At 71.8% G+C, this 12,883-nt stretch carries 9 protein-coding genes; 4 read left to right on the forward strand and 5 right to left on the reverse strand.

Features of this window, described 5'->3' with window-relative positions:
* The first annotated feature begins 45 nt into the window (after positions 1–45).
* Entirely contained in the window at positions 46–1,455 is a 1,410-nt protein-coding gene (locus GTZ93_RS05030) for an isoaspartyl peptidase/L-asparaginase family protein (RefSeq protein WP_139921416.1), read from the forward strand.
* A 59-nt stretch (positions 1,456–1,514) separates the two neighbouring features.
* On the opposite strand, the gene GTZ93_RS05035 is transcribed toward GTZ93_RS05030, so the two are convergent.
* The 5 genes from GTZ93_RS05035 to GTZ93_RS05055 form a co-directional block, all read right to left on the reverse strand.
* On the reverse strand, positions 1,515–5,291 hold the full coding sequence (locus tag GTZ93_RS05035) for a tetratricopeptide repeat protein (RefSeq protein WP_139921418.1): 3,777 nt from the start codon (positions 5,289–5,291) through the stop codon (positions 1,515–1,517).
* An 85-nt stretch (positions 5,292–5,376) separates the two neighbouring features.
* The gene (locus tag GTZ93_RS05040; RefSeq protein WP_161662657.1) at positions 5,377–7,251 is read right to left on the reverse strand and encodes a serine/threonine-protein kinase; all 1,875 of its coding nucleotides are present in this window, start codon (positions 7,249–7,251) and stop codon (positions 5,377–5,379) included.
* 159 nt (positions 7,252–7,410) lie between these two features.
* A complete protein-coding gene (locus GTZ93_RS05045) occupies positions 7,411–7,995 on the reverse strand; it encodes a GAF domain-containing protein (protein ID WP_120581614.1) in 585 nt (194 codons plus the stop codon).
* Between the two features lie 242 nt (positions 7,996–8,237).
* Positions 8,238–8,534, reverse strand: a complete 297-nt coding sequence (locus GTZ93_RS05050; RefSeq protein WP_139916379.1) for a hypothetical protein — start codon at positions 8,532–8,534, stop codon at positions 8,238–8,240.
* Positions 8,535–8,804: 270 nt separating this feature from the next.
* On the reverse strand, positions 8,805–9,062 hold the full coding sequence (locus tag GTZ93_RS05055; protein ID WP_139916381.1) for a hypothetical protein: 258 nt from the start codon (positions 9,060–9,062) through the stop codon (positions 8,805–8,807).
* A 336-nt stretch (positions 9,063–9,398) separates the two neighbouring features.
* Between GTZ93_RS05055 and GTZ93_RS05060 the strand changes: the two genes are divergently transcribed.
* The 3 genes from GTZ93_RS05060 (at position 9,399) to GTZ93_RS05070 (ending at position 12,707) form a co-directional block, all read left to right on the forward strand.
* Complete coding sequence (locus GTZ93_RS05060) at positions 9,399–9,860, forward strand: hypothetical protein (RefSeq protein ID WP_121754065.1); 462 nt, start codon at positions 9,399–9,401, stop codon at positions 9,858–9,860.
* A 73-nt stretch (positions 9,861–9,933) separates the two neighbouring features.
* A complete protein-coding gene (locus tag GTZ93_RS05065) occupies positions 9,934–11,349 on the forward strand; it encodes a sensor histidine kinase (protein ID WP_120577370.1) in 1,416 nt (471 codons plus the stop codon).
* Positions 11,346–12,707, forward strand: coding sequence for a sigma-54-dependent transcriptional regulator (locus tag GTZ93_RS05070; RefSeq protein WP_139916383.1), 1,362 nt, complete (start codon positions 11,346–11,348; stop codon positions 12,705–12,707). Before GTZ93_RS05065 ends, GTZ93_RS05070 begins: the two co-directional genes overlap by 4 nt.
* Positions 12,708–12,883: the final 176 nt, after the last annotated feature.

Below are 12,883 nucleotides of genomic sequence, written 5' to 3' on the forward strand. Positions count from 1 at the left end.
AAGGCAGTCCGCCTGAACGCGGGCCCCCTTTTGGAGGCGCACGGCATGTCCCCCTCGTTTTCTTCACGGATGCACCGCGGCCTGCTCGCGAGCACCGCGCTGCTGCTGGCCCCGCTGGGCTGCGCCACGTCGTCGCATGCGGGCGCCGCGCGCGACGAGGCGGCCTTGCGCACGGACGAGCCGCCGCGCGTGAAGCCGAAGTGGGGGCTGGTCATCCATGGCGGCGCGGGCGTGATTTCGCGCGAGAACCTGACCCCGGAGCGCGAGGCCGCGATGCGCGCCGCGCTCACGCAAGCGCTCCAGGCGGGGCACGCGGTGCTTGCGAAGGGCGGCCGCAGCATGGACGCGGTGACGGCGGCCATCCGCGTGATGGAGGACTCGCCGTACTTCAACGCCGGCAAGGGCGCGGTGTTCAACCACGACGGCGTGAACGAACTGGACGCGGCGGTGATGGACGGCAAGACGCGCATGGCCGGCGCGGTGGCCGGTGTGCACCACATCCAGAACCCCATCGACCTGGCTCGGCTGGTGATGGAGAAGTCGCCGCACGTGATGATGGTGGGCGACGGGGCGGAGGCCTTCGCGCAGTCGCAGGGCATGCCCCTGGTGGACGCGAAGTACTTCTACACGGAGGAGCGCTGGCAGGGCCTTCAGCGCGCGCTGGAGCAGGAGCGCGCGAAGGGGGCTCCGCCCGCGGAACAGGGTCAGCCGTCCACGCAGGGCCTGTCGCCCGCGACGCCCGGGCAGCCCTCCGCACCGGGCCATCCGCCCGCACAAGGCACATCGCCCGCAACGCCCGGACAGCCGCTGACGCCCGCGCATCCGCCCGCACAAGGCACGTCGCCTGCGACGCCCGGGCAGCCTTCCGCACCGGGCCAGCCGCCCGCACAACGCACGTCGCCTGCGACGCCCGGACAGCCGGTGACACCCGCGCAGCCGCCCGCATCGGCGCCGCCGCCGGGCCAGCCCACGACGCCCGCGCAGCCGCAGCCCGGCTCATCGCTGACGCCGGGCGTGGACCCCATCACGGGGGACCACAAGTTCGGCACGGTGGGCGCGGTGGCGTTGGACATGGAAGGCAACCTCGCGGCGGGCACGTCCACGGGCGGCATGACCAACAAGCGCTTCGGCCGGGTGGGGGACGCTCCCATCATCGGCGCGGGCACCTACGCGGATGAGCGCTGCGCCGTCTCCGCCACGGGCCACGGCGAGTTCTTCATCCGCTACACGGTGGCGCGCGACATCTGCGCCCGCGTCGAGTACCAGGACCTCCCGCTGCCGGAGGCCGCCAGCTACGTCATCAACGATGTGCTGGTGAAGGCCGGCGGCGAGGGCGGCGTCATCGCCATGGACCGCCAGGGCCACGTGGCCATGCCCTTCAACTCCAGCGGCATGTATCGCGGCTACATCAGCGAGGACGGCACGCCCACCGTCGCCATCTTCCAGCAGCCCTAGGAGGGCAACCGGGTCCGGCTCCGCGCACCCCTGACGGGTGCGCGGAAGCGGCTCGAGGACTACTGCTTCACGAGGAACAGCTCGCGCACCTGGAGCAGGTCCACGTCACCGGCGAAGCCGGAGAACTTCTCGTACTCCGCCGGGCTGACGCGGGCGCGGGGCAGGTTGAAGGACTCCGAGATGCTGAGCGTGCGTCCATCCTGCTTCTCCGACCGGGTGTAGTGGCCGAACTGGCTGTCCACCTTCAGGCCCGTCTGCGGGTCGCTGAGCTTCCAGCCCTGGGGCAGGGTGACCGAGACGTTGGTGCGGCTGGCCTCCGTGTCGTCGATGTAGAGCGGCGTGGTGCGCGTGGACAGCTGCACGTAGCGCCGGCCCAGCAGGGCGGGGAAGGTGAGGGGGCCCAGCGCCATGCGGCTGTCGCCCTCCATGCGCCCGAAGCGCGGCACGGTGAACGCGTAGCGCAGCACGAAGGGCGCGCCCACGGCCTCCTCGTGCTCCAGCTTCACGGACGACAGCTCCGCGCCGCCGAAGTAGCGCGCCACCGCGCCCTGCAGCGCCTGGTTGCGGCTCTCCGCGGAGAGCTGCTCGAAGGCCTCGGCGATTTGAGCGGCCTCGAAGCCGGAGTAGACCTCCTCGCCCTGGCCCTTGAGGCTGCCGTCGGCGCCCAGCTCCAGCGTGAGCTTCACGTCCTTGCCCGTGCGCGGCTTGAGCGGCGGCGTCTTCACCTTCTGCAGGGGCTTGCCCGGCTCCGGCAGCAGGTACGCCTCGCGCTCGCCCGTGGCGGTCTCCGGCAATTCGCCGAAGGGGCCGTAGCGCACGGACGTGTCCAGCCACACCGGCTGCTCACCCGGCACCTCCACGCGCAGCGCCGCGTAGGGCAGCAGCGCGTCCGCCGGGAAGAGGTACGGCGACGGGTCGGTGTTGAAGGTGCGAATCGCCGCGACGCGCGACGGGATGCCCAGCGTCTCCAGGCCCGCCTTCATCACGGTGAGCCGGCTGCCGCGGTCCTGCGCCACCGTGGAGGCCGCGGACTGCGCCAGGCTCGCGTCGCGGCCGGAGAAGCGCTTCATCACCGCGGAGTGCAGCGCCTTCACCGCCTCCAGGCCCTTCTTGCCCTCGGTGGCCTGGCGCGCGAACGCCTCCACCTCCGAGGTGCGGATCCACCGGTCCTGGAACGCGTCGCCATACACGCGCGCCAGGCCGTCGTTGCCCGTCTCGCCCGCGCCCACCATCACGAAGGGCAGGTACTCGTTGCCAGAGGGCGGCGCGTCCGGCTCCGGGATGAACGGCGGCACGCGGCGCGCGTCGTAGTGGAACACCTCCACGTCGCCCTTCACCTCCGGCGGCGGCGCCTTCATGCCGTGCGCGTCCACCTTCATGCCGCTGCCCTTGGGCGCGACCACCGTGTACGTGCTCCACGCGTTCGGCTGGTTGGCGATCTGGAAGTAGAACGCGGACGCGGTGAAGCCCGGCTGCGCGGGGCCGCGGTCGCTTTCGGGCAGCAGGTACTCCACCTCCACGGAGTCACCGACCTGCACGCCGGGCAGGCTCATGGTGTCCTTGCCCTCGATGTTCTCCGGCTCCAGCACGCGGCCGTCCGCCTTGAGCGTGCGCAGCGCCAGCACCTGGGCGCCGCGGGGGATGTTCGCCTCCGCGATCTCCTGCACGCCCGACTGCTCCAGCGCCTTCTGGATGGTGTGGATGCGGTTGACGATCGAGCCGTCCGGGTAGACCTGCACCGCCGCCGCGTCCAGCACGTACGCCGCCGCGCTGCCGCCGGTGACGGGCGCCGCCTCGTAGGCCTTGAGCGCCTCCTTGCCGTCGATGGCGTACGCCGCCAGCACCTCCTTGCCCGTCTTGGCGCGCTCCACCGCGCGGCGCAGCGACAGGTCCGTGCCGTCCAGCTTCAGCGCCTGCTCGCGCAGCTTCAGCGCCTCCGCGCCCTGGCCCGCGTACTCGCGCACGTCCGCCAGCCGCTTGAGGATTTCGGCGTTGCGCGGCCACACGGCGGCCTGCGCCTGGAGCACCTTCGCCGCGTCGTCGTAGCGGCGCTGGCTCACGTAGACGCCGGAGAGCGCCGCGGCGGTGGTGAGGTTGTCCGGGTCCTGCGCGAGCAGCTGCGTGTAGCCCTTGGCCGCGCCGTCCAGGTCGCCGCGCGTGCGCAGGTGGTCCACCCGCCGCGCGTCCGCGCCGGGGCAGCCCTCCTGGGCCTTCACCAGCTCGTCGGTGCGGGTCACCGCGTCACGACGGCGCGCCAGCGAGGACTGCAACCCCAGCGCCTCGCACAGGCCCGGCTGGGCTTCCAGCGCCGAGGCCAGGGCCACCTCCGCCTGCGCGTCCACGTCCAGCGCCAGCGCGGCGCGGGCCTGGAGGATGTGCACCGGGAAGCCCGCGGGCTTCACCGCGTCGCGCGCCGTCTTCAGCGTGTCCAACGCCGTGGCCGGCTGGCCGTCATCCAGGAAGAGGTCCGCGCGCAAGAGCAGCGCGGCCACGTTGCCCGGGTCCTTCGCCAGCGCCGCCTCCAGGTCTCGCGTGGCCCGGCCTCGCGCCACCTTGGACGGGATGCCGCGGTCCTGCGCGGCCTGCTCCGCGCGCAGGGTGAGCAGCGCGGGCGTCGTCGCCTCCAGCTTCGCCATCAGCCGGTGGGTGCCGTCCAGGTCTCGCGCCAGGCCGTCGCGCACCGCCAGGAAGTTGCTCAGCGTTTCGCCAGCCTCGCCCTGGAGCGCCTGGGCCACGTCCTCCGCGCCCGGGTACATGTCCGGGGCCTCCACCTCGCCCGGGGCGCTCGCGTTCCAGCGCGGCGCGGGCCCGGTGGCGGCGGTGAGGCGCGCGCCGGAGGGGCTTCCGTCCGCCTTCAGCAGCGCGAAGGAGAGGCCGCCCTGCGTGTTGTCGCGGGACATCTTCACCACGAAGCGGTGCTTGCCGGCGGGGAGCTCCATCGCTCGCACGCTCACCGTGGACGCAGTGCGCGCCCAGTCGCGGCGCTCCAGCACGGGGGCGCCGTCCATCAGCACGCGGTGCGACGTCTGGCTCACCGTGCGCAGCACGTACACGCCGGCCTGCGCCACCTCCGCGTCGATGCCCAGCGCGTACATGTCCCCGTGGCCGGGCTCGCCGCCCAGGTCCAGCCGGCCGTCCGGCGAGCGCAGCGTGCGCGCCGTCAGCGGGCCGTACGCTCCCGTGAAGGGGCCCGCGAAGGAGCCGTCCTTCTCCGGCGCGATGGGCTCGTCGATGGCCAGCACATGGAAGGGAGAGAAGGGCCCCACCAGCGTGGCCTCGCCCGCGCCGCCCAGGTCCTTGAGCGTCTGGGCCTGGGTGGCCGTGTCCGCGCGCAGGCTCGCCACCGACAGGCGCGCGGCGCGCAGCAGGTAGGCCGTCTCACCCCGGGCGCCCGCGGCGAGCGCGGCGTCCACGCCCTTGAGGATGTTGTCGTCCTCCGCGCGGGAGGTGCCCACGCGGTCCAGCACGTAGCGCGCGGCGATGACGGCCACCGGGTGGCGGGGCGCGCGCTTCACCAGCTCCAGCGACGCGGCGAGCGCGCGGTCGGACTGGCCATTGCGCCGGGCCAGCAGCACCTGTCCCTGCAGGGCGTACGGGTCGCCGGGGTCCTTCTGCACGGCGGCGTCGAAGCGCTGCTGGGCGAGCTTCACGTCGCCCGCGACGAGGTACGCGTGGAAGCCCGCGAACGCGAGCGTGCGCGCCTCCGCGTCAGCCTGGCCGGCCCGCTCCGCGGCGGACTCAAGCACGTGGGGCGCGACGACGGAGGAGGGCCGGGGGCAGCCGGTGAGGCCGGCGACGAGGGCGAGCGCGGTCAGGCCGCTGCGAAAGGTGCGCATAGGGGAGCCGAGGGATAATGCAATCCCCTCGGCGAGGCCATATTCCCCTTGAGGTGCTTGTCCGGAGCCAGCCCGGCTGTGTCCCCTAGCGACGCTTCGGGGCGGGCTTGGCGGGGGCCGCCTTGACCGGCTGGCGCTTGGGCGGGGGCGGCGGGGCGGGCTTCTTGGCCACCACCGCCTTCGCCGGCACCGTGTTGGCGGCCACCGTGCGCACCGGCGCCTGCGGGACGACGACCACCGGCGTGGACGGGGCCTCCGTCACGGGCGCGGGCTTGTCCACCGTGTAGGTGAGCCCCTCGATGGTGCAGGTGCCCTCGATGCAGCCGATGGCCGGCACGGGGGGCTCGCCGAAGTGGGCCTGCCAGTCCGGGCCCAGGTTCAGCGGCTCCGCGATGGGGCGCTGGTCCTTCCCCTGGCCGACGAAGGCCTGCATCACGCCGTCCTCGGTGACGAACAGCTCCAGCCGCACCTCGCCCTCCGGGGACGCGAGGCCCAGCATGGCGCCGCCGCGCTCGCCCAGGGACCACTCCAGGGTCAGCGGCGCGCCCGCGCCATGGTGCACGAGCGTGACGTAGCGGCCGTCCCGGCCCATCAGCCCCAGCGAGGCCACCGGCTCCGGCGGCGGGCCGTCCCAGACTTCCTTCAGGCGGCGCTTCCACGTGGTCGGCGGAGCTTCAGCGCGCACGCGCGCGGTCAGCCGGGCCACACCGCCCACCAGCCCCAGCACATCCACGCGCGCGCGGCCCACGCGCGACGCCTCGTTGTCGTCCACGGGAGGGAAGACCAGGGCCTTGTTCTCGAAGTTCAGCGTTCGGCCGGCCACCAGCATCTGGGGCAGATCCGGACCGTCTCCCATGGTCACGCGGCGCTTGTCCGGGGTGACGTCCTCCACCCGGCCTGGACCGTTGCGCGGCGCGTCCCGCAGCGCCTGGTCCATGATGGCCTTGCCGGCCAGCGGCGGCTGGACGCGCACCTGCCCGCTGCGGTTGTACGCCACGCCCAGCACGCCCGCGGCGGCCAGCACCATCACTCCCGCGGCCGTCTGCGCCGTCACGCGCGCGGCGCGGCGCATCGCGGCCTTCGCCCGCTGCCAGCGCGTCAGCCTCAGCGGCGGCATGGACAGCAGGCTTCCGGGAACCAGCGGCTCCAGGTCCGCGATGAGCGCGGCGACGGACGGATAGCGCTCGTCCGGATCCGGCTTGAGGCACCGCATCACGATGGCGTCCACGCGCGAGTCCAGCCCCGCGCGCTTGCGCGACGGCGGATCAAAGGTGCCCAGCGGCACCTCGCCGGTGAAGGTCTCGTAGAGGATGACGCCCAGGGAGAAGATGTCCGCGCGCGCGTCCGCGCTCTTCGCGTCCACGCGCTGCTCGGGCGCCATGTACGAGATGGTGCCCATGGACACGTGCGTGGACGTGAGCGCGAAGCGCGACGCCGCGGACGCGTCATCCAGGAAGGACGCCAGCCCGAAGTCGGACACCTTCGCGATGCCGCCGGCCTGCTGATCCAGCAGGATGTTCTCCGGCTTCAGGTCGCGGTGGATGACGCCCCGGCCGTGCGCGTACTCGATGGCCCGGCAGATTTCGAGCATCCGGCGCAGGAGCGCCGGCGTGTCCATGGACGGGTTGCGCATGAGCTCGCGCAGGGACGGCCCGTCCACGAACTCCATCACCAGGTAGTACGTGTTGTCCGTCTTCCCCTTGTCGACGATGGCGACGACGTGGGGGTGGCTCAGCGTCGCCAGCGCCGCGGCTTCCTTCTGGAAGCGCGCGATGAACGACGGATCCTTGGCCAGGTCCGGATTCAGCAGCTTCACCGCGACCGTGCGGCCGAGCGACAGCTGGGTGGCCTTGTGGACCTCTCCCATGCCGCCAGCGCCGACGAGCTTCTCCAGGCGGTAGCCGCTGACGAGATCAGGAGGCCGGGAACGACTGATGGCGGTGGGCTCGAACGAGGACATGGGCGGGGAACCGGGCGGCGAGGGTAGCAGAAACGGGGCGCCGCGTTACCGCTCCCCAGCTGCCCTTCCAGCCCCCTCCCGCTCGCCGGGTGGGCGGGCGGCCATGACCCGGGTGATGTCACTTCCCGTGGGAGCCCCAAATGGGCTCCCGAGGTGGGCTCAGGTGTCCCCGGCGACGGGGCGCAGCACGCTGGTGAGGTTGGTGCGCACCTGCGACAGCGAGGAGCGCATGTTCGCGTGCCGCACCGACGCGCCAATGGCCCGCGCCAGCGACTTGAGCAGCGAAATCTCCTCCGGGCGCCACAGGCGGGCCTGGCGGCAGTCCTCGAAGGCCACGAAGCCCCACCACTGCTTGGCCGGGACGATGGGGCACATCAGCACGGACTGCACGCCCTGGCGCTCCAGCAGCTCGCGCATCATCGGCGGCGCTTCCTTGGTGGTGCAGGAGACCACCATCTGCGCCTCCAGCATGTCCGCCCACGCCATCGCGTAGTCGCGCATCGGCAGCGAGCGCAGCACCGGGTGCGCCAGCGGGGACACCACACCCGGCTCCGCCCAGGCGTAGCGCAGGTCCGTGAGGAACCGGCCCGCCAGGTTCGTGGTCCGGTTCTCGAAGAGGCACGCGCGGTCCACCTTCATCGGGCGAGCCACCATGCCCAGCGCATCCGAACCGGTGGCCGGGCACAGGCCCTTGTCCAGCAGCAACCGCGACGCTTCGGACACCTTCGTGAACGCTTCCACCATGACCGTCTCGCTTGAAGGGGGGGAGGGGGTCACCCCTTCCTGTCGTGGATGAGCTGTCATCCACACATGTCCCGTTATGCAGGATTCCTCTGTTCCTGTCAAATGGTGGTTTTACTGGAAACCCAAGAAGAGGAGAGTCGGAGCGTTGCAGGGCCCGGAAACGCGAACAGGGGCGCCCTCGTGAAGAGAGCGCCCCTGCTCGGGCACGGCGTGTGGTGCGTCCCTTGGAGGAGGGCGGCGGACTACTGCGCGGACTTCTTGGAGGCGGGGGCCTTCACGGGCTTCTTGGTGCCGCCGGTGCCCTGCATCATCGTCTCCGTGCGGCCGGAGGGCGCGGTCTCGGTGGCCGCCTCGGTCTTGCCCTCGGTCTTCGCGGGGGCGTGCGGGTCGGCCTGGATGTCGTCGCCGGTGGGGGTCTCGAGGGTGCCGGTCGCGGGGGGATTGACCGGGCCCCGCGTATCCGTGGGCGCCTTGGTGGGCGGCGGGGAGGCGATGGCGGTGGAGGCGGCGAACAGGGCGGCGACGAGGAAGGTCTTCATGATGATGGGCTCGGAGTCGTGACAGACGGCCCGCGCTGGAGTGCGCCGGGCATCGTCATCGCGGCTCTAGATGGGGGCGGAGGTTTGTTTATTCACTCGCCGTCACGTGGAGCCCGCTCACACGCAACCGGTTGAAGGCCGCTGGAGTGGCAACGATTCCGCTCTCACGCCCAAACGACAACAGGGGCGCCCTCGTGAGGAGAGCGCCCCTGCCGGGACCGCATCCTGTCCGTCCCTTGGAGGCGGACAGGGCGCGAGTGAAGCGAGGGATCAGCCCTCGGTCTTCGTCTCGGTGGTGGTCTTCTTCTCGGTCTTGGTCTTCGTGCCCTTCTTGCCGGCCTTGCCCTCGTGCTTGGTCTCGGTCTTGGACTCGGTCTTCACCTCACCCTGCGCCTCGACGGGGGCGGCGGCCTCGGTCTTCGCCTCGACGGCGGGAGCCGGCTGCGCGGCGGGGACGGCGGCGGGAGCCGGGGTGTTGGCGAACGCGGTGGTGGCGGCGAAGAGGGCGGCGACGATGACGGTCTTCATGGATGGCTCCGGGGACGACACGCCGACGCGGAATTGCATCGGTTGATGCCATGACCCTTGAGCACTCGCCGTGCCAGCACCGGTTTTGAGCAACTTCGCGGGGTTCTCCAGGTAGGAGCGGATCCGCCATGGGGAGAAACTCCTCAGTTGCGATTGCAACAATGGGTGCAAGCTCCCCAGGCAGGCGCACGTTGCTTTGACGGCAACGACGCTCTTCTGCAAGCTGCACCGCAACCTTCCGTTCCGAGCACCACGCGCCGGGACATGAAGGGGAGCATGAAGCCCGGACGTCCTCGTCGTGCATGTCGCGCGGCCAGGTGTCGGGAGAGATGGCGTATGCGGCACCTGCTGGTGGCATGGAGTGTGGCGTGGCTGGGAGTGGGATGCGCCGCGACCATTCCCCCCGAGCGCCTCCAGGCCCAGGTGTTGGAGACGGAGCGCTGGCAGCGCGAGTTCCAGTCCGAGCGCGAGCGCACCGAGGCCCTGGCTGCGAAGCTGGCGGCGCTGGAGTCCGCGCTGGAAGAGCTGGCGCAGGAGCGCGCGGAGGCGGAGCAGGCGCGCGCGGAGGCGGAGCAGGCGCGAGCGACCGCCACGGAAGAGCTGGCGCGGCTGGAGACGGAGCGCCACTCGCTGGAGGAGCACAACGCGCAGCTGTTGGCGCGGCAGCGCGAGCTGGCGGCGCTGCACGAAGAGCTGTCGGACGTCTGGTACGAGTCCGCGCTGGAGCGCGCGCGGCGGCGCACCCAGCCGCCCCTGCCGGGCGCCACCTCCACCGAGGCAGCCAGGCCGGTGCCGTGAGTTTCGCGTGGGCGTCCGTGACGGGACGCCCGCTGGTTCTTCCTCTGTCGACCCAAGGAGCGTTCCCGTGGCGATGAACTCGCGGACCCCCATCCGTGGATACCGCGCGGGTTTCTTCTTCGTGGTGATGCTCCTGTCGGGCGTCACCGGCTTCATGCTCCTGACGGAGGTGCGCACCGGGCGTCAGGTGGACGCGCTGGTGCTGGAGGCCCTGGAGCGCGCGAGCCTCATCGGCCGCATCCGCGTGGACGTGATGGCGCTGGAGTCCGCCATCGAAGCGCACGTGCGCTCCAGCGGCGACGCCGAGCGCAAGGAAGCCGACGCGGTGATGGAGGACATCCTGGGCAGCATCCGCCAGTCCTCGGAGGCGTACATGCGCCACCTGCCGCCCGGCGAGAAGGAGATCTGGCTGCGCTTCAACGGCGCGTGCCAGGGGCTGGCGGATCAGGTGCGCGCGGCGGCGGTGTTCTCACGGCAGCGCGACGCGGAGCGCGCCCGGCGCCACCTGGTGGAGAGCATCCGTCCCCTGGCGGCGGAGGTGGACCAGCTGGCGGGACAGCTGGCCACGGAGAACGCGTCCGACGCGCGCGTGCTGGTGGGGCGGCTGGGCACGCTGCGGGTGCGCAACACGGCACTGGGCGCGGCCACCACGCTGCTGGCCATCCTGCTGTCCATGCTGGTGGGCTGGCACATCATCTCCCTGCTCAAGCGCCAGGACGCCACCATCCAGGGGCAGCTGGAGGAGCTGGGGCGGCACAACCAGGAGCTGGATGCGTTCACCCGGCGCGTGGCGCACGACCTGATGGGGCCCCTGTCCCCGCTCAAGGGTTACCTGACGCTCATCCGGCGCTCCGGCGCGGTGAAGGACCCGGGCGCGCTGGAGATGATTTCGCAGTGCGAATCCAGCGCGGTGCGCATGGGGGAGCTCATTGAAGCGCTGCTGCGCTTCTGCCGCGCGGGCACCCGGGGCGACGGGACGATGGGGGAATTGGACACGGCGGTGAGCACGCTGCTGTTGGAGGTGAGTCAGACGGCGACGGCGCTGGGCGTGTCGCTGGAGCGCGAGCTGGAACCGGGCGTGCTGGTGGATTGTCCGGCGCAGCTGCTCCAGGTGGTGGCGCGCAACCTCTTGTCCAACGCGGTGAAATACACGGCGGGGAGGCCGGATCCGCGCGTGAAGGTACGGGTGGCGACGGAGGGGACGGACGCGGTGGTGGAGGTGACGGACAACGGGCTGGGGATGAGCCCGGCGACGCAGGCGTCGCTGTTCCAGCCGTTCTTCCGGGCCGCGGAGGTGCGGGGCATTCCTGGGCACGGCCTGGGGCTGGCCACCACCCGGCGAGTGGTGGAGGCGCACGGCGGCACGCTCACGGTTCATTCAGAAGAGGGCAAGGGCACGCGGATCCGCGTGCGGTTCGCACGTGTGGCGCGCACTCCGGCGCCGCTTGTGGTGGAGTCCGACGCTCACTCCATCCGCAAGGCCTCATGAGCACAGCCCGAATCCTCGTCGTCGATGATGATCCGCATGCGCGGGACCTGCTCCAGCGCCTGCTGGGCGTGCTGGGGCCGGTGACGCAGGCGCCGGACCCCAAGGGCGCGGCGGAGCGGATGGGCGAGCAGTCCTTCGACCTGGTGCTCACGGACATGGCCATGCCCGACCCGGGCGACGGCCTGAAGGTGCTCCAGACGGTGAAGTCGAACCTGCCGGACACGCCGGTGATTGTCGTGACGGCGTTCGGCAACATCGAGGGCGCGCTGGACAGCATCCAGCTGGGCGCCTTCGACTACCTGTCCAAGCCGTTCGACGTGGACGCCATCATGCGGGTGGCGAAGCGCGCGCTGGAGCAGAAGCGGCTGGTGGAGGAGAACCGCACGCTGCGCAAGCAGGTGGAGCGCACGTCGCTGGTGGGCCGCAGCCCGGCGCTGCTGGAGGTCTACAAGCAGGTGGCCCGCGCGGCGACCAGCAACGTGCCGGTGCTGATTACGGGTGAGACGGGCACGGGCAAGGAGATGGTGGCGCGGGCGCTGCACAAGCGCTCGGCGCGCGCGTCGGGGCCGTTCATCCCGGTGGACTGCGGCGCCATCACCGAGTCGCTGATGGAGAGCGAGCTGTTCGGCCACGCGAAGGGCAGCTTCACGGGGGCGTCGGGCGCGCGGCGCGGCCTGTTCGAGGAGGCCAGCGGCGGCACGCTGTTCCTGGATGAGATTGGCGACGTGGGGATGAAGGTCCAGTCGCAGCTCTTGCGCGTGCTCCAGGAGGGGGAGATCCGCCGCGTGGGCGAGAGCGTCCCGGTGAAGGTGGACGTGCGGGTGCTGGCGGCGACGAACAAGGATTTGAAGGCGCGGGTGGTGGAGGGGCTGTTCCGCGAGGACCTGCTGTACCGGCTGGACGTGGTGCACCTGCACCTGCCGCCGCTGCGCGAGCGGCGCGAGGACATCCCGGCGTTGGTGGAGCACTTCGCGTCGCTGCACGCGAGGGGCGGGGTGCGGCCGGTGGTGACGGCGGACGCGATGGCGCGGCTCACGGTGTACGACTGGCCGGGCAACGTGCGGCAGTTGGAGAACGTGATGGCGCGGGCGCTCGCGCTGAACGTGACGGGCGTGCTGGGGCCGCCGGACTTCCCGGAGCCCATCGGTGACGCGCCCAAGCGGCTGACGGGACTCGCGGGGGATTTGCCGAGCCTCGCGGAGCTGTCCAGGCGCTACGCGGCGCACGTGCTCCAGCACGTGGGGGGCAACAAGAGCGAAGCGGCGCGCCTGTTGGGCGTGGACCGCAAGACGCTCTACAAGCTCCTGGAGGCGCCGGAGTCGCCCGAAGGGATTCCGCCCGCGGAGGGGCGGAGTTGATCCGCGGCGGCGCTTTCCGCCGTTCGTGGCAATCGCCGTTCAGGGCGCAAGCCCTGCCCACCCACGCGCTTCCGCGCGCAGGAGATCGCACCTGAGCCGACGTTGAGGATGTCAGCGGGGACCCGTACCGTTGCGGCCCGTATGCGCCGCCGCTGGTTCCCCCTCGGACTCCCCCT

The organism is Corallococcus exiguus, assembly GCF_009909105.1.
Classification (GTDB): Bacteria; Myxococcota; Myxococcia; order Myxococcales; family Myxococcaceae; genus Corallococcus; species Corallococcus exiguus.

Bases quoted from the DNA above. Each gene is read 5' to 3' on its own strand.
- GTZ93_RS05065 (WP_120577370.1), top strand. From the start codon at position 9,934: ATGAACTCGCGGACCCCCATCCGTGGATACCGCGCGGGTTTCTTCTTC.
- GTZ93_RS05070 (WP_139916383.1), top strand. From the start codon at position 11,346: ATGAGCACAGCCCGAATCCTCGTCGTCGATGATGATCCGCATGCGCGG.
- GTZ93_RS05040 (WP_161662657.1), bottom strand. From the start codon at position 7,251: ATGTCCTCGTTCGAGCCCACCGCCATCAGTCGTTCCCGGCCTCCTGAT.
- GTZ93_RS05035 (WP_139921418.1), bottom strand. From the start codon at position 5,291: ATGCGCACCTTTCGCAGCGGCCTGACCGCGCTCGCCCTCGTCGCCGGC.
- GTZ93_RS05050 (WP_139916379.1), bottom strand. From the start codon at position 8,534: ATGAAGACCTTCCTCGTCGCCGCCCTGTTCGCCGCCTCCACCGCCATC.
- GTZ93_RS05030 (WP_139921416.1), top strand. From the start codon at position 46: ATGTCCCCCTCGTTTTCTTCACGGATGCACCGCGGCCTGCTCGCGAGC.
- GTZ93_RS05045 (WP_120581614.1), bottom strand. From the start codon at position 7,995: ATGGTGGAAGCGTTCACGAAGGTGTCCGAAGCGTCGCGGTTGCTGCTG.
- GTZ93_RS05055 (WP_139916381.1), bottom strand. From the start codon at position 9,062: ATGAAGACCGTCATCGTCGCCGCCCTCTTCGCCGCCACCACCGCGTTC.
- GTZ93_RS05060 (WP_121754065.1), top strand. From the start codon at position 9,399: ATGCGGCACCTGCTGGTGGCATGGAGTGTGGCGTGGCTGGGAGTGGGA.